This is a genomic window from Mycobacterium bourgelatii (assembly GCF_010723575.1).
GTDB classification, from domain to species: Bacteria; Actinomycetota; Actinomycetes; order Mycobacteriales; family Mycobacteriaceae; genus Mycobacterium; species Mycobacterium bourgelatii.
In genome coordinates, this window is the sequence record NZ_BLKZ01000002.1 from 1033184 (window position 1) to 1049672 (window position 16489).

Sequence of the window (16489 nt, forward strand, 5' to 3'; positions counted from 1 at the left end):
AAGGCCACGCCCCCGGAGGCCGCCGAGCCTCGCGGGCGCCGAGCGTGCGTGCAAAGCACCGCAATCGTTGGGACGCGGTGCATTAGCCCCACGTTCGACGAGGGTGGCGCCTCAGTTGAAGGCCAGCCAGCTGGGCAGTGCCCGCTCGTGCGAGTCGCAGAGCACCTGGCGGGTGTCACACGAACCCTTCGGTGACCCCGCCCCGGCCCACATGCCGCCGGTGTCGCGACGCAGCACTATCGCCGACGAACCGCCGCCGTCCAGCAGGATCGCGGTGTCGCTGCCCAGACCGCGGAACAGGTCCTGCATGTTGTCCGGCGTGTAGCTGCCGCCTTCGAAGATGTACATCTCGTCCTTGGCCCTCGAGTACGCGAGGGCGGTGCGGGCCGCGCTGGGACCACCGTCGTGTAGCTGTCCGGTGTTGCCGGGCGACAACAGTCCGATGCCGGCCACCGCCACAAAGCGCGCGTTCTTGTTGAGCAAGTCCTCGACCACCGGCGTGGCGAGGTCGTAGTCCTCTCTTCCCTTGGGCCGTAACACGTACGGGGCGCCGCCGACGGGGAGAATCATCGTCGTCAAGGACGTCCACGACTCGTTGCCGCCGGACAGTCCCTGCTTGCCGGGATAGGCGACGGCACCGGTGACGGCCTGATTGGCGCGGCCCTGCCCATTGGTGTTGTCGACGAAAGCGCCCAGGGGAGAGCTGCATCCGGTTGTCCGCCAGGAGCCGCCCTTCTGCCCCCGCACATCGAAGAAGTTCGCGTTGATCGCAATAGTTGGGCGCCCCATGCGTTCCCACGCCTTGAGCGGCGGGTAGATCTCCGATGCCTGCATGAGTCCTTCGCTGGTGCGGGCACCCGGGTTGTTCTCGCACCGTGCCTGGTCACCCCGGTGGGTATCGACCAGCAGGTGCGGCTGCAGCCGCGATGCCGCGCTCTTGATGATCATCAGATGGCCGCCGTTGTTCATCTCATAGCGTCTGCCGTCGCCGTTGAGCAGCGGCATCGGATGGCCGGCGCCGAAGTTGTAGACCAGGTAGGAGCCCTTGGTGTTGGCGATCGCGCTCTGCAGCATCTCGAGCGCGTCAGCGGCCCGGGCTAGCGGCTGTCCCGTGGTAGCCGAGAGCGTAGCGGCCGCCGCGGCGGCGGCGCAGCACGCCGTCAGTCGCCTCACCAATCTGATGAGGCCGGCAGGAGGGGACAACACGATAGCCCTTTCGGCGGACCGCATGCAACATGAATAACATTAACCACACCAGCAACACTGTCAACTAAAGTCACGACAGTGTGACGGTTCGGCCGCGCGGGAATTACGTTTTGTCGCTTGGGGTTTCGTCGGGGTACTCGACCGTGGGTGCCGTGGCGTCCGCAGCTTCGACGTCGGGTGCGACGTCGGGTTGGGACTCGGATTCGGCGCTGGCCTCGGGTTCGGTTTCCGTCTTCGCCTCGAGCTTGCCTTCGCTGGCCGCCTTGCGGTCCCTCTCCCGCGCTTGGTGCTGCGCTTGGTGTTCGGCGGCGATGGCCAACTCGACCGCGCCGGGAACGCGATGAAAGCCCTTCCGGTCGTACAGGTGAGTAATGATGCCGCCAAACAGCAAGCCGATGATCAGGCCGATGGCGGTCATGAACAAGGCGTGGGACAACCCGGCATCCGCCAGTCCATTGAGGTAGAGCAACGACCGCGTGCCGAGGAACACCTGGTGCATCGGTTCGAATTTGGCCAGCCAGCGGAAGAACTCCGGGACCGCCTCGAGTGGCACCGTGGCGCCCGCGGACGGCAACCCGAGGATCACGAAGATCAACATGCTGACCAGCAGCCCCATCGAACCCAGCACGGCGATCAGGGAACTCGACGTGATGCCGACCGCGCTGATCGCGAACACTCCATAGAGCCAGAGTTTCCAGCCGGCCGGATTGGGCATGCCGAGCTCGTGTGAGATCGCCAGGTAGACCGCCGACGTAAGCAGCGCCAGGATCACCATCAGGATCCACTTCACCCAGAGCGTGCGGAATCGCGAAATGCGCACCTGTTCGGAGAAGCGGTACACGGGGCCGAATTCGGCTGGTACGTAACCGAGCATCGAATCGACCAGGGTGCTGACCACGATGCTTCCGGTGAACCCCGCAAGCAGCAGCAACAACGAGTAATAGAAGGCGGACAAGCCATTACCGGTGCCGTTGGGTAACGGGTTGTACACCGTTGACTTGATGTCGATCGGGCTGGCAAGGGCCAGCGTTGCTACGCCGGTCAGTGGTGCGCCCTGGGTCTGCGCCGCCACATCTGCCGAAAGGCGTTCACCTACTTTGGTATTAACGACGGCAAGCGCCTGGGTCAGGGTCTGGCCGGCGATACTGGAGCCCAGGGTGCCCGCTCGCGGGTTGGTCGTGATCGTGATCGTCGGCCGCTCTGCACGTTTCGGCTCCACCGCGCCAGTCGCGAACTCCCGCAGGCTTGTTGAGAAGCCAGGGGGAATCAACGCCTGCCCATACACCTGGGCCCTGTCGAGCTGCTTCTTGGCCTCGTCCTTGGACACCACTCGAATGTCGTACTTGTTCTTGTCCAAACCCGACATCAGGCCGTCGACGATCTGCTTGCCCGCGGGTCCGGCGTCCTGGTTCACGATCGCGATGGGAAAGTGGCGCAGGTTGGACGTTGGATTCAGGATGCCGCCCAGATACAGCGCCGCGAGCGCCGACATGAGTGCCAAGGTGATGATGATCGGCGCCAACCAGAACCGCACTGTCCTCAGCGCCTTTATGTTTCGGTTGGGGTTGGGCGCTGCGTGCCGCGCTCGCGTCTGAGACATTTAGGCTCCCCTCGTCGAGGTCACTCTATGTTGTTTAGCCGCCCAATTTGGCGTGCATCTCCCAGAGCAGGACTTCCGACGTGTCGTCGGCAGTGATTCGGCGACCGTCGGCATCGGTGCAGCGGACCGCATCGCCCTCCGCGAGGGATCCGGCGTCTTCCAGCGCGACTCGGCCGCGCGCAACGAACAGATGTAGGTATGGCGCCGCGGGTAGTTCGACCGAGGCGCCGGGCGTCAAGCGCGCCGCATGGAGGGCGGCGTGCCGGTTGTGCAGGGTGATGGCGGCGTCGTGTCGGGCGATTCCGGAGGCGACGGTAACCAGACGGTCGCTGAGGAGTTCGTCGTCAATGGGGTGTTGCTGGTAGTCCGGTGCGATACCGGACTCATCGGGAATGACCCACATCTGCACGAAATGCACTGGCTCCGTGTCGGAATCATTCTTCTCCGAATGCAGTACGCCGAATCCCGCCGACATGCGTTGAGCCAGGCCGGGATAGATCACGCCGCGGTTGCCCATGGAATCCTGATGCGCCAGTGCGCCACTGAGCACCCAGGTCACGATCTCCATGTCTCGGTGCGGATGAGTATCGAACCCGGTGGCCGGCGCCACGCGGTCGTCATTGTTCACCAGCAGCAGACCGTGGTGGGTGTTGCCGGGATCATAGTGGTCGCCGAACGAGAAGGAATGCCGCGAGTTCAGCCACGAGGTTTTAGTTACGGCGCGGTCGGCTGCGCGCCTGATCTCCACGGTGGCAGCCATGACTGTCAGGGTAGTTCGGCCAAAATGGCCTGGCGTGCCGGAGGGTGGCGTCGAGTTCGGGCAGTGTCGAGCCCACGGTTGTTCTGCTCTGTGCGAAGCGACTGTGAGGGTTTGGATAACTCGGCTTTTCGCCGTCTCAACTCGAGTAAGTAACTACTGCAGCCGCGCGGGCCGACCCAAGCGATCCTACGAGTGCAGAAGGTTGATCCGCCGAGTGGCCCGGCGGATTCCAAGTACCACGCGGGAGCGCAGAGATGCCATATGTAATCGCGTCGCCGGACAGCATGACCGCGGCAGCAGCGCAACTGATGAGCATCGGTTCGACCCTCGAAGATGTCCATCGGCTGGCGTTCCCATCCATCCTCGCTGTCGCGCCTGCGGCAGCGGATGAGGTGTCGGCAGGTATCGCGCAGTTGCTCTCCAAGCACGGCCAGGATTACCAGCTGATGGCAAAGGACGCAGCGATCTACCAGGAGGGGTTTGTTCAAAACTTGCGGGCAAATGCGGAGGCATATGCTGGCATCGAGGAACTTATCGCCTACCTCATGCAGGGATTAAATGCGGAGCTGAGCTATTACGACACCGCCCGCATGGCATTGGGCCAAGTGCTTACACTCTCAGCCCTGCAGGTGCTGGCCTTTACTCTGATTCCGTTCTTTTGGCCGCTCGCGCCTTTAGCGCCGTTTCTGATTTTGAACCAACCATTGACGTTCGTTTTCGACGTGCTTTTCCGACAACCCATTACCTACCCTTACATGGTTAAGTACTGAATTTTCTTTGGTGCGGCTTCGCGCTGGCGGCCTTAAGCACTCGGATACGTCGCCGCCGCCAACTCAAGGATCTCCGCCCGATCCGCAGCCAGGATGAACCCAGATTGAATCGCGCTGTCCAACGCTGCGGTGAACCGCTCTAGGTACTCGTCGACACCGCCCGGATACAGCCGCTGCAGGGTGTCGGCGTCGAAGGGTGCGCCGGAGCCGAAGATCATGGCCATCACGCTCTCGTCTGCGCCGAGACCGGACGTACGGGCGAGCGGCACGTCGACCCAAGGGGTCCGAACGCCGCCCGCGGCCAGACCGTTGGCGTCCAGAACGGGTTCGGGCGCGGCTGCCTCGTGTACCTCGATGGGCGCGGCGGCTGGGGCCGGCACCCCGGTGCGGACCCAGTCGTTCAGCGCGGAAATCGCGGCCTGCACCACGTAGTGGTGTTGGGGAGCGAAATTGATGTAGTGGCTAAGTTGTTGGCCCATCAAGTTATTGGTCGGCTGATAGGCGGCGACCAGGGCATCGAGTGGGGCGGATCCGCTGTCGATTGGCGCGACCTGGATCGTGTAGTTGTCGGCATGCGCCGCACCGGGAATCTCCCACACCCGCAGCAGTTCCCCGTCGGGCTGCCGGGCGAAGTAGTAGCCGTGCCGCACCCCGCCGAAGAGATCGGTCTCGGTGATGATGGTGAGCAGCGGAACGCGCAGATCGGTCCGGAACGGCACCGCTTGCGGGCTCTCCGCCTCCTCGAAGATCGAACTGTCGTCCAGCGGTGCTGCGCCGGCGAATCGTGAGTGCACCAAGAAGCCGTCGTAGCTTTGGGCGAGCGGATCGACCTCGTTGACGTAGGTCGTCAAGTACATCGCGGACTGCGACTCCCCCAGCGCGACCACGTGTTCCGGACGCAGGTCGGCGAGGACTTCTCGGACCAATCTGCCGGTCTGCGAGAAGATGTCGTAGGAGTACGCGTCACCAGGATGACGCAAAGCGCTGTACCGCTTCGGGTGCTGACTCTTCAGCGACATGTCCATCCCGAGCAGGTTCACACCCCCGTCCACGCCCACCTTCTGCGCCGACACCGCGACGTAGGCATAACCGGACCGGACGATCTCGCGATGAGCCATCATCCACACGGCCGGAGCATCGATGCCGCCGCTGACGTTGAGCCACTCGACGAGCACCGTTCCGTTGAACCGTGTGCGGTCGGTGGGGGTCAGCACGACCATCCGGGTGGTGTAGTCAGCGGACTGCGACTCCTGGGTGCACGAGGACGCCGTCCCCGAGATGAAAAATTCTTCGGCTACATAGCCGACGTCGCCAATGTCGAAGGCGCCCAACAGCAATAACGGCTTCCCCGGTACGGATTCGACGGCCATGCGTCTAGAGGGCACTCGGTAGGCCGAATTTGGGGAACAACGAGTCGTCGAGGAAGGCGACCACGTGCGAAACCCGACCACCCTGCACGTCCAGCACGTGCAGCTGAAAGGGCACATGCACCTCCCCTTGCCGCATGTACATGGCGGCTGCGGGCTGCCCGTTGGCGGTCAGCGGGATCATGCGCATATCGCCGGGCAATTCGGCCGGACACTGCTGGTGGATCAGGGTGACGATGTTGTGCGCACCCTGGTACCAGCCGGTGAACGGCGGCATCTCCCAGATGGCTTCGGCGGTGAACAGCTCCACCAGCCGGTCGATGTCATAGGACTCGAACGCGGCGATGTAGCGACCCAGCAGGTCTTGCGTTTCCGACGATTCCGGCTCCTCCAGGCGGTCATCGGCGCTGGGGCGGACGGCGTCAAGCTGGGCCCGGGCTCGCTGCAGCAGGCTGTTGACGGCAACGGTGGTGGTACCGATCGCTTCGGCCACTTCGGCTGACTTCCACTGCAGCACATCGCGCAACAACAAGACGGCCCGTTGCCGGGGAGACAGGTGTTGCAGCGCGGCCACGAATGCCAACCGGACGGATTCCCGGTGTCCCGCGATCACCGACGGGTCCGACTCGTCGTCGACCCAGTCCGGCAGGGGCTCCAACCAGGGCACCTCGCCCCGTTGCTCGAGTTCGCCGGTCGGGTCCGAACTGGGCGCCCCGAGGCCCGTGGGCAGCGGCCGGCGCTGTCTACCTTCCAGCGCGCTCAGGCAGGTGTTGGTGGCAATCCGGTGCAGCCAGGTCCGCAGCGACGACTTGCCTTCGAAGCGGTCGTAGGACTTCCAGGCCCGCAGCAGTGTCTCCTGGACCAGGTCTTCCGCGTCGTGCAGCGATCCGGCCATTCGGTAGCAGTGTGCGAGCAGTTCGCGCCGGTACGGCTCGGCCAGCGCGGAGAAATCGTTGTCTTCTTTCGCGAGCAGACTCACCCGATTGAGCCTACGCAGAGTCTCTGACAGCCCTTCTCGCGGAGCTATTACGCTGCCGGTAATGACTACGACCCGAACTGAACGCAATTTCGTCGGTGACGGTGGGGTAGACATCGTGTACGACGTCTGGACTCCCGACACCACGCCGCGTGCGGTGGTCGTGCTGGCGCACGGACTGGGCGAGCATGCCCGCCGTTACGACCACGTCGCCGAGCGGTTCGGCGAGGCCGGATTCATCACGTATGCCCTCGACCACCGCGGACACGGGCGCTCGGGCGGCAAGCGGATGCTGGTACGCGACATCACGGAGTTCACCGCCGACGTCGGCACCCTCGTCGGCATCGCCAAGCGCGAGAACCCCACCTTGAAGTGCGTCGTGCTGGGGCACAGCATGGGCGGCGGCATCGTGTTCGCCTACGCCGTCGAACGCCCGGACGACTACGACCTGGTGGTGCTGTCGGCGCCGGCGGTGGCGGCCCAGGACATCGTGTCACCCATTGTCGTGCTGGCCGCGAAAATCCTTGGTGCCGTGGTGCCCGGCCTGCCGGTGCAGGAGCTCGAGTTCAACCTGATCTCGCGTGATCCCGAGGTCGTGCGTGCCTACAACGAGGACCCGATGGTCTACCACGGCCGGGTGCCGGCGGGCATCGGGCGGGCGCTGATTCAGGTCGGCGAGACCATGCCGCGGCGCGCGCCGGCCCTGACCGCGCCGCTGCTGGTGGTGCACGGCACCGACGACGGGTTGATTCCCATCGAGGGCAGCCGTCGCCTGGTCGAATGCGTGGGATCGACCGATGTCCAGCTCAAGGAATACGCCCCGCTCTACCACGAGGTCTTCAACGAGCCCGAGCGCAACAAGGTGCTCGACGACGTGGTGGCCTGGATCAACGAGCGGCTGTAAGCGACCGTGACGGCGCGCGAACCGGAAATGTCGGACGGCTGAAGTAGTTTGGCGCCATGACCGACGACAAGATGTTGTCCCGCATCGCGGCGTTGCTCCGCCAGGCCGAGGGCACCGACAATCCCCACGAAGCTGATGCGTTCATGGCCGCCGCGCAACGGTTGGCGACGGCGACGTCCATCGATCTGGCGGTGGCACGATCCCATTCGGCCACCCGCTCGGCCGCCCAGGGCCCCACGCAACGCACCATCACCATCGGCGAGGCGGGCACCCGCGGGCTGCGCACCTACGTGCAGCTGTTCGTGCTCATCGCGGCGGCCAACGACGTGCGCTGTGACATCGCCACGAATTCGACCTTCGTCTATGCCTACGGGTTCCCCCAGGACATCGATGCGACCCACGCCCTCTACGCCAGCCTGGTGGTTCAGATGGTCCGGGCGTCGGACGCCTACCTCGCCACCGGTGCACACCGGCCCACCCCGACGATCACCGCCCGGCTCAACTTCCAACTGGCGTTCGGGGCTCGCGTCGGCCAGCGGCTGGCCGAGGCCCGCGAGGAGGCGCGCCGGGAGGTAGACAAGGACCGCGAGCGCGCGCCCGGAACGGCTATCGCCTTGCGGGACAAGGAACTCGAATTGCACGACTATTATCGGAGAGCGTCCAAAGCCCGCGGTACCTGGCGGGCGACCAGGGCCTCGGCCGGGTATTCGTCGGCGGCGCGCCGCGCCGGTGACCGGGCTGGGCGGCGAGCGCGGCTGGGCTCCAGCCCCGAACTGCCGGGGGCGCGCACCGCAGTGGGCCGGTGACTCGGGCTGGCTGAGAAGGATTCACAGCGCGCGAAGGTTTACGCGGCCGAGGACTTCGTCCGGACGCTGTTCGACCGCGCGGCCGAACACGGCTTACCCAGCGTGGAGTTCTTCGGGACGCAGTTGACGTTGCCCCCGGAGGCGCGGTTCGGTTCGGTGGACTCCGTGCAGCGGTATGTCGACGACGTCCTCGCGGTGCCGGCGGTTCGCCAACAGTGGCCCGAGGTGTCGCCGCTGCGGGTGCGAGCGCGACGCGCTGCCACCGCGGCACACTACGAAAACCGCGACGGCGCAGGGATTATCGCCGTGCCCGACCGCTCCACGGCGGACTGGGCGATGCGCGAGTTGGTAGTGCTGCACGAAATCGCGCACCACCTGTGTCAGGTGCCGCCGCCGCACGGCCCGGAGTTCGTGGCGACGATGTGCACACTCAGCGAAATGGTCATGGGACCGGAGGTGGGGCACGTGTTGCGCGTGGTGTACGCGAAGGAGGGGGTTCGATGAACGAGCGCCAACCCGAGGATCCCGACGCCCGCGCACGCGAGATCGAACTGCAGATGACCGACGACGAACGCTTTTCGCTGCTGGTCGGTGTGCTGGGGAAGGGTGACCTGTGGCCGCTGCGCGACGAGCGCATCCCCCCAGACGTGTCGATGAGCGCCGGGTACGTGCCCGGGGTCACGCGGTTGGGAGTTCCGGCGCTGATGATGAGTGATGCCGGCCTGGGCGTCACCAATCCCGGCTACCGTCCGGGTGACAGCGCAACGGCGCTTCCGGCCGGGCTGGCGCTGGCGTCCAGTTTCAACCCGGCGCTCGCCCGCGCCGCCGGTGAGGTGATCGGCCGCGAGGCGCGCAGCCGCGGGATCAATGTCCAGCTAGCGGGCTCGATGAACCTGGCGCGCGACCCCCGCAACGGCCGCAACTTCGAATACCTCTCGGAGGACCCGCTATTGACCGGTGTGCTGGCCGCTGAGTCGGTCAGCGGCATCCAGCAACAGGGCGTCATCTCCACCGTCAAGCACTTCTCGTTGAACTGCAACGAAACGAACCGGCACTGGCTGGACGCAATCATCGACCCCGACGCCCACCGCGAGTCGGACCTGCTGGCGTTCGAGATCGCCATCGAGCGGGCGCGGCCCGCTGCGGTGATGGCCGCGTACAACAAGGTCAACGGGAGCTATGCCGCCCAGAACTCCGTGCTGCTCAACGACATCCTGAAAACCGCGTGGGGATACCGGGGTTGGGTGATGTCGGACTGGGGTGGGACGCCGAGCTGGGAGTGTGCGCTGGCGGGACTGGACCAGGAGTGTGGCGCGCAGATCGACGCCATCCTGTGGGGAGCCGAACAATTCACCGACCGATTACGAGCGGCCTACGCCGAGGGAAGGCTGCCCAAGGAGCGCCTGTCGGACATGGTCCGTCGGATCCTGCGGTCGATGTTCGCGGTCGGGATAGACCGACGGGGAGACCCGCCGGAACCAGACATGGACGCCCACAACAAGGTTGCGTTACAGATCGCCCGCGAAGGGACCGTGCTGCTGAAGAACGACGGCACGCTGCCGTTGGCCTCGGTTGAGCGCATTGCCGTCATCGGCGGCTACGCGCAGGTCGGTGTGCCGACCGGTTGCGGGTCGAGCACGGTCGTGCCGCCCGGAGGATATGCCGAGGTGATCCCGATCGGCGGTCCCGGTCTGACCGGCGGCACCCGTAACCTGTACCTGCTGCCGTCCAGCCCGCTGGAGGAGCTGCGCAAGCAATTCCCCAGCGCCCAAATCGAATTCGACCGCGGCCTCACCCCGGCCGAAGCGGTGCTGGTGGCGCGGCGAGCCGACGCGGTGATCGTCTTCGCGATCCGCGTCGAAGGGGAGGGCTTCGACAGCGCCGATCTGTCACTGCCGTGGGGCCAGGACGAGGTGATCGCCGCCGTCGCCGCCGTCAACCCGAACACCGTGGTGGTCCTCGAGACGGGCAACCCGGCCGCAATGCCGTGGCGGGACTCGGTGAACGCCATCATCGAGGCCTGGTATCCAGGGCAAGCGGGTAGCCGTGCCATCGCGGAAATCATTGCCGGAAAGGTGAATCCATCGGGTCGGCTGCCGATCACGTTCCCGGTCGATCTCAGCCAGACACCTCGACCGGAGCTGCCCGGCCTGGGTGAACCGGTGGGTACGGCCACCCCCATCGACTACTCCGAAGGCGCCGACGTCGGCTATCGCTGGTTCGCGCGGACGGGACAAAGGCCCATGTTCCCGTTCGGGCACGGTTTGTCCTACACCCGCTTCGAGTACCGCGACCTGGTGGTGGCGGGTGGCGAGACAGTGGTTGCGGGCGTCGACGTCGTCAACGCCGGCAACCGGGCCGGAGCGGACGTTGCGCAGCTGTATCTGATCGGCGCCCCGGGGGGACGCCGGTTGCGGTTGCTGGGATTTGAGCGGGTAGACCTCAAACCCGGGCAGTCGCGGCGGGTGAGCATCGAAGCCGATCCTCGCCTGCTTGCCGACTATGCCGACGGCGCCTGGCGGATCACGCCGGGCAGCTACTCGGTCGCGGTCGGCGCATCAGCGGCGGCGTTCGCGTTCACGGCCGAGGTCGAACTGGCCGGCCGTGCGTTCGGGCGCTAAGGGGCTCGCCCGAACGCACGACTGGCAGCGGCTTACTTGACGGGAACCAACTCTTCGCCGCAGGTGCAGCGGTAGGCCTGGTCGCTGTGGGAGCAGTGGCATTCCTGCTCGATGCGAACGCGACAGCCGCAGCCCTCGTGGCCGCAGGTCAGCACGGTTCCTGCTTCGTAGTGAGACATTCGATTTCCACCTTCTCTGTGCTGGGGACCAGGGTCCCTGTTGTTGCCTCGCGGCCCACTATATACCCCATACGGGTATCCCGTAAACCGTTTGGGACGTCCGGATCCCGGCTAGTCACACTGGTATGGCTAACGAAGTAACCCCGCGCGACGTCGACGCATTCTTGGATCGCACGCTGATCGGCGATGATCCGGTGTTGACTGCGGTGTTGGAGTCCAGTCGTGCGGCCGGCCTACCGGCCATCACCGTTTCGGCCCAGCAGGGCAAGTTCCTCAGCCTGCTGGCTGGTGCCATCGGGGCGCGACGCATCCTCGAACTCGGCACGCTGGGCGGTTACAGCACCATCTGGCTCGCGCGGGGCGTGGATCCGGACGGTCAGGTGGTCACCCTGGAATACGAAGCCAAATACGCCGAGGTGGCTCGTGCGAACTTTCAGCGAGCCGGTGTGGCTGACCGGGTGGAGGTAGTGGTCGGCGCCGCGCTGGACACCTTGCCGACGGTCACCGGCGAGCCCTTCGATCTGGTGTTCATCGACGCCGACAAAGAGAACAACCTGCCGTATCTGGACTGGGCGATATGGCTCTCCCGGCCCGGCGCAATCATCGTGCTGGACAACGTCGTTCGTGACGGCAGGGTGCTGGTGGAGGGCGACGACCCCAGGCTGGTCGCCACGCGTCTGGCGCTGCAAATGATGGGTGTTCATCCACGTCTGGATGCCGCCGCGTTGCAGACCGTGGGCTCCAAGACGTGGGACGGGTTCGCCATTGCGGCGGTCAGGCCGGAGTGAGGTCTTTGACCGCCTGCTCGGCCGAGGTGACTTCGTTGATCCGCAGCGCCGAGTCGCCGGCATACAGCGCCGCCCGGTCGACCCAGTGGTCCGGCATCTCACGGTTCGGCGCGATCGGCGAGAACAGCGGACCATTCGCCGACTGCAGCCGCAGCAGGGCGTTCAGGTCGCGGTAGAGCGGGATCGCCAGGTGTCCGCTGGCAGCGTTGAGGGCTGCCGGTAATGCCTTGGCCTTGCCGTCGTCGCGGCACCATCGGCGGGTGGCGTCGTTGGGCACCACCCGGTGTCGCAGCGGCCAGGTGAAACCGAACAGGTTGGTCTCGATCGTCTCGTCTGCGACGGTGACTCGCCGCTGATACTCCCGGTGCGCATTGGCCTCGTGCGTCAGCAAGAATCGGGTGCCGGCGATGACCCCGGTGGCTCCGGTGTCCAGGGCCGCACGTGTATCGGCGCTGGTGGCGATTCCGCCGGCCAGAAAGACCGGGCGGTCGCCCGCCACGCTCAGCGCCTGCGGCAGAAAGTCCAGGGCCGGCGTGGTTCCCACCAGGTGCCCGCCCGCCTCGCGTCCCTGCGCGATCAAACCGTCCACACCCTGTCGCACGGCGTGCTGAGCCTGCGGGCGCGTGCCGACCATCGCGAAGACGAAGACGCCGGCGTCCCTGAGCTGCTCGACCAGCCCACGTCGCTCGCCGAACGCCAATACGACGGCGTCGACGCGCGCTGCAACGCAAACCTCGACGTGCCGGCGACCGGTGAAGGGCAGCAGGAGGTTGACCGCCACCGCCCGGCCCGGCGCCTCGGACCGCACCTGCTCGATTGCGTCGCGCAACTCTCGGGGTGGCGCGAGACCGAGCGTGCCCAGGGCGCCGGCCTTTGCGACCGCCGCGGCCAAGGGTGCGCCGGCCAGGCCCCCGCCCATCCCGGCCTGTCCGACCGGAACGTCGAGTCGCAGACGGTCGGCGACGTCGATAGCGCGAGCCTCGAACTATCCGCAGACTGCGCCAGCTGCTGCGGAGCGGACCAGCTTGACGTACTTGGCCAGCACGCCGGTCTTGTAGCGCGGCGGCGGGGGAGTGAAGTCCCGCTTGCGGGCCTCGAATTCCGCCGGGTCGTCCAGTACGACGTCCAGCGTCTGCTCGGCGACGTTGAGGCGAATCTTGTCCCCGTCGCGCAGGAATGCGATGGGGCCGCCGTCGACCGCTTCGGGGGCGATGTGTCCCACGCACAGGCCGGTCGTCCCGCCGGAGAACCGGCCGTCGGTGAGCAGCAGCACGTCCTTACCCAGACCGGCACCCTTGATGGCACCGGTGATGGCCAGCATTTCCCGCATACCGGGGCCGCCCTTGGGCCCTTCGTAGCGGATCACCACTGCGTCGCCGTGGGTGATGGTGCCGTCCTCGAGGGCGTCCAGCGCGGCGCGTTCGCCGTCGAAAACCCTTGCGGTGCCTTCGAACACGTCGGACTCAAAGCCGGCCGACTTGACCACGGCGCCCTCGGGGGCCAGCGATCCGTGCAGGATGGTGATGCCCCCGGTGGGGTGGATCGGGTTGGTCAGGGCACGCAGCACCTTGCCGTCCGGGTCGGGCGGGGCGATCGCGGCGAGGTTCTCGGCCAGCGTCTGGCCCGTCACCGTCAGGCAATCACCGTGTAAAAGGCCAGCGTCCAACAGTGCTTTCATTACCACTGGCACCCCGCCGATGTGGTCGACGTCAGTCATCACGTGGCGACCGAACGGCTTGACGTCGGCCAGGTGCGGAACCTTGGAACCGATCCGGCTGAAGTCGTCCAGCGTGAGGTCGACGTCGGCTTCGTGGGCGATGGCCAGCAGGTGCAGCACGGCGTTGGTCGAGCCGCCGAACGCCATCACCACCGAGATGGCGTTTTCGAACGCCTCCCTGGTGAGAATGTCGCGGGCGGTGATGCCGCGGCGCAGCAACTCCACCACGGCCTGCCCGCTGCGTCGGGCGAACCCGTCGCGCCGGCGGTCGGTGGCCGGCGGCGCCGCGCTGCCCGGCAACGACATGCCCAGCGCTTCGGCGGCGCTGGCCATGGTGTTGGCGGTGTACATGCCACCGCACGCGCCTTCACCGGGACAGAAGGTCCGTTCGATGGCGTCGACGTCAGCGCGGCTCATCAGTCCGCGTGCACAGGCGCCCACCGCCTCGAAGGCGTCGATGATGGTGACCTCGCGCTCGCTGCCGTCGGAAAGCTTGGCCACCCCGGGCAGCACGGAGCCCGCGTAGAGGAACACCGAGGCCAGGTCGAGGCGCGCCGCGGCCATCAGCATCCCGGGTAGCGACTTGTCGCAGCCGGCCAGCAACACCGAGCCGTCGAGCCGCTCGGCCTGCATCACGGTTTCGACGCTGTCGGCGATCACCTCGCGGGAGACCAGGGAGAAGTGCATCCCCTCGTGACCCATCGAGATGCCGTCGGAAACGGAGATCGTCCCGAACTCGAGCGGATAGCCGCCGGCCTGGAACACGCCTTCCTTGACCGCCTTGGCCAGTCGTTCCAGGGACAGGTTGCACGGGGTGATCTCGTTCCACGACGACCCGACCCCGATCTGTGGCTTGGCGAAGTCGTCGTCGCCCATACCTACCGCGCGCAACATCCCGCGGGCGGCGGCCTTCTCCAGACCGTCGGTGACGTCGCGGCTGCGGGGTTTGATATCGGCTTGATCTGCGGCTTGATTAGTCACAAGGGCCATTCTGCAAGTATGCGCGCGCCGCTCAGCTGAGCCAAAATCCGGGCCGATACCCCGCTGGGGTATAGAATCGAGACGGAATGGCCACCGGGTTTGGGAGTGATGACGAGGCGATGACAAAAGCAGTCGAAACGCACGGCTATACGCAGCAGAAAGACAATTACGCCAAGCGGCTGCGCCGTATCGAGGGCCAGGTGCGTGGCATCGCGCGCATGATCGACGAGGACAAGTACTGCATCGATGTCCTCACGCAGATCAGCGCCGTCAACAGCGCCCTGCGGTCGGTGGCGTTGAACCTGCTCGATGAGCACCTGAACCACTGCGTTTCGCGCGCCGTCGCGGAAGGCGGCGCGGAGGCGGACAGTAAAATCGCTGAAGCTTCTGCCGCCATTGCGCGTCTGGTGCGTTCTTGATCATTCGTTCTTGATCGCGCGGGCGTGTTAAGGCGCCAAGAGGTGAAAAGCCTGCGGTGCGGTGCGTACGGTGAGTGCGGTGGCCAAGCCCGCCTCCCTGACCGCCGAACGAGCCATGACTGCCGAAATCAAGACCCCTGCCGCTGCGCGCACGTGGACGCCACGGATCGCCGCGCAGCTATCGGTGCTCGCCGCGGCGGCCTTCATCTACGTCACCGCCGAAATCCTGCCGGTCGGTGCGCTGTCGGCGATAGCACGAAACCTGCACGTCAGCGTCGTCTGGGTGGGCACGTTGTTGACGTGGTACGCGCTGGTCGCGGCGCTGACCACGGTGCCGTTGGTGCGCTGGACCGCACACTGGCCGCGGCGTCGGGCGCTGCTCCTGAGCCTGGTCTGTCTGACGGCGTCGCAGGTGATCTCGGCGCTGGCGCCCAACTTCGCGGTGCTCGCCGCTGGACGGGTGCTCTGCGCGGTCACGCACGGCCTGCTCTGGTCGGTTATCGCACCGATCGCCACCCGGTTGGTGCCGCCTAGCCACGCCGGTCGCGCCACGATGTCGATTTACATCGGCACCAGCCTGGCGCTGGTGGTGGGCAGCCCGCTGACCGCCGTCCTGAGCCTGATGTGGGGTTGGCGACTGGCTGCGGTCTGCGTCACGGTCGCCGCCGCCGTCGTCACCGTCGCGGCCCGGCTGCTGCTGCCCGAAATGCCGCTCAGCGAGGACCAACTGCAGCACGTGGGACCGCGGGCGCGGCATCACCGCAACTCGCAGTTGATCAAGGTCAGCCTGATCACGATGGTCGGTGTCACCGGCCACTTCGTCTCCTACACCTACATCGTGGTGCTCATCCGCGAGGTCGTCGGCATCCGAGGGCCCAACCAAGCGTGGATGTTGGCCGCCTACGGCGCCGCGGGGGTGATCGCGGTGGCCCTGGTGGCGCGGCCGCTGGACCGTCGGCCCAAGGGCGCCATCGTCATGTGCATCGCCGGGTTGACGATCCCGTTCGTCCTGCTGGCGGCGCTGGCGTTCGGGGGGCATCGCGCCCCGCTGACGTCGTTGCTCGTCGGGACAGCGGCGATCGTGCTGTGGGGCGCGATGGCTACCGCGGTGTCGCCAATGCTGCAGTCGGCGGCGATGCGCAGCGGCGCCGACGATCCGGACGGTGCCTCGGGCCTGTATGTGACGGCGTTCCAGGTGGGCATCATGGCCGGATCGTTGCTGGGCGGGCTGCTGTACGAGCGCAGCGTCGCGATGATGCTCACCGCCTCGGCCGTCTTGATGGCGATCGCCCTGGTCGGGATGGCCACTACCCGGCAGCCGTTCGACGATGCGGCAGCAAGTTCACATGTTCAGTAACGCGGCAGGTCAACGGCGCGAAATTTGACTCTGGCGGG

Annotated in this window: 16 protein-coding genes; 8 read left to right on the forward strand and 8 right to left on the reverse strand. The window is 66.2% G+C overall.

What is annotated here, in order from left to right:
- Positions 1–111: 111 nt before the first annotated feature.
- The 3 genes from G6N68_RS29795 to G6N68_RS29805 all read right to left on the reverse strand — a co-directional run bounded on the left by G6N68_RS29795 (position 112) and on the right by G6N68_RS29805 (position 3566).
- On the reverse strand, positions 112–1230 hold the full coding sequence (locus G6N68_RS29795; RefSeq protein ID WP_163719805.1) for a phosphodiester glycosidase family protein: 1119 nt from the start codon (positions 1228–1230) through the stop codon (positions 112–114).
- 79 nt (positions 1231–1309) lie between these two features.
- Positions 1310–2806, reverse strand: coding sequence for a YhgE/Pip domain-containing protein (locus G6N68_RS29800; RefSeq protein WP_163719807.1), 1497 nt, complete (start codon positions 2804–2806; stop codon positions 1310–1312).
- 34 nt (positions 2807–2840) lie between these two features.
- A complete protein-coding gene (locus tag G6N68_RS29805; protein ID WP_163719808.1) occupies positions 2841–3566 on the reverse strand; it encodes a pirin family protein in 726 nt (241 codons plus the stop codon).
- A 254-nt stretch (positions 3567–3820) separates the two neighbouring features.
- On the opposite strand from G6N68_RS29805, the gene G6N68_RS29810 reads away from it, so the two are divergent.
- Entirely contained in the window at positions 3821–4336 is a 516-nt protein-coding gene (locus G6N68_RS29810) for a PE family protein (RefSeq protein ID WP_163719810.1), read from the forward strand.
- Between the two features lie 32 nt (positions 4337–4368).
- Here the strand turns inward: G6N68_RS29810 and G6N68_RS29815 are convergent, their stop codons facing one another.
- Together G6N68_RS29815 and G6N68_RS29820 are read right to left on the reverse strand one after the other, a co-directional pair.
- Positions 4369–5706 (reverse strand): alpha/beta hydrolase domain-containing protein, encoded by a 1338-nt coding sequence (locus G6N68_RS29815; protein WP_163719812.1) that lies wholly within the window; start codon positions 5704–5706, stop codon positions 4369–4371.
- 4 nt (positions 5707–5710) lie between these two features.
- Entirely contained in the window at positions 5711–6796 is a 1086-nt protein-coding gene (locus tag G6N68_RS29820) for a sigma-70 family RNA polymerase sigma factor (protein ID WP_163719814.1), read from the reverse strand.
- On the opposite strand from G6N68_RS29820, the gene G6N68_RS29825 reads away from it, so the two are divergent.
- Genes G6N68_RS29825 through G6N68_RS29840 form a run of 4 tightly spaced genes read left to right on the forward strand, consistent with a single transcriptional unit; the run spans position 6744 to position 11010 of the window.
- Complete coding sequence (locus G6N68_RS29825) at positions 6744–7583, forward strand: alpha/beta hydrolase (RefSeq protein ID WP_163719816.1); 840 nt, start codon at positions 6744–6746, stop codon at positions 7581–7583. The genes G6N68_RS29820 and G6N68_RS29825 overlap by 53 nt on opposite strands.
- A 56-nt stretch (positions 7584–7639) precedes the next feature.
- Positions 7640–8389, forward strand: a complete 750-nt coding sequence (locus G6N68_RS29830) for a DUF2786 domain-containing protein (protein WP_163719818.1) — start codon at positions 7640–7642, stop codon at positions 8387–8389.
- A 6-nt stretch (positions 8390–8395) separates the two neighbouring features.
- Complete coding sequence (locus G6N68_RS29835; RefSeq protein WP_163720087.1) at positions 8396–8893, forward strand: TIGR04338 family metallohydrolase; 498 nt, start codon at positions 8396–8398, stop codon at positions 8891–8893.
- Positions 8890–11010 carry a beta-glucosidase gene (locus tag G6N68_RS29840; protein ID WP_205351555.1) on the forward strand — a complete coding sequence of 707 codons (2121 nt, stop codon included), beginning with the start codon at positions 8890–8892 and terminating at the stop codon, positions 11008–11010. Before G6N68_RS29835 ends, G6N68_RS29840 begins: the two co-directional genes overlap by 4 nt.
- Positions 11011–11042: 32 nt before the next feature.
- Here the strand turns inward: G6N68_RS29840 and mymT are convergent, their stop codons facing one another.
- Positions 11043–11189: a copper-binding metallothionein MymT gene (gene mymT / locus G6N68_RS29845; RefSeq protein ID WP_163719819.1), complete on the reverse strand. Its 147-nt coding sequence runs from the start codon at positions 11187–11189 to the stop codon at positions 11043–11045.
- A gap of 125 nt (positions 11190–11314) precedes the next feature.
- On the opposite strand from mymT, the gene G6N68_RS29850 reads away from it, so the two are divergent.
- Positions 11315–11977 carry an O-methyltransferase gene (locus tag G6N68_RS29850; RefSeq protein ID WP_163719821.1) on the forward strand — a complete coding sequence of 221 codons (663 nt, stop codon included), beginning with the start codon at positions 11315–11317 and terminating at the stop codon, positions 11975–11977.
- Here G6N68_RS29850 and G6N68_RS29855 read toward each other — a convergent pair.
- Both G6N68_RS29855 and ilvD read right to left on the reverse strand, forming a co-directional pair.
- Positions 11964–12947, reverse strand: coding sequence for an NAD(P)H-dependent flavin oxidoreductase (locus G6N68_RS29855; RefSeq protein WP_163720091.1), 984 nt, complete (start codon positions 12945–12947; stop codon positions 11964–11966). The genes G6N68_RS29850 and G6N68_RS29855 overlap by 14 nt on opposite strands.
- 15 nt (positions 12948–12962) lie before the next feature.
- Positions 12963–14684, reverse strand: coding sequence for a dihydroxy-acid dehydratase (gene ilvD, locus G6N68_RS29860; protein ID WP_163719823.1), 1722 nt, complete (start codon positions 14682–14684; stop codon positions 12963–12965).
- 110 nt (positions 14685–14794) lie between these two features.
- Between ilvD and ricR the strand changes: the two genes are divergently transcribed.
- Together ricR and G6N68_RS29870 are read left to right on the forward strand one after the other, a co-directional pair.
- The gene (gene ricR / locus G6N68_RS29865; RefSeq protein ID WP_163720093.1) at positions 14795–15094 is read left to right on the forward strand and encodes a copper-sensing transcriptional repressor RicR; all 300 of its coding nucleotides are present in this window, start codon (positions 14795–14797) and stop codon (positions 15092–15094) included.
- A 115-nt stretch (positions 15095–15209) separates the two neighbouring features.
- Positions 15210–16451 (forward strand): MFS transporter, encoded by a 1242-nt coding sequence (locus tag G6N68_RS29870; protein WP_163720095.1) that lies wholly within the window; start codon positions 15210–15212, stop codon positions 16449–16451.
- Positions 16452–16489 lie beyond the last annotated feature (38 nt).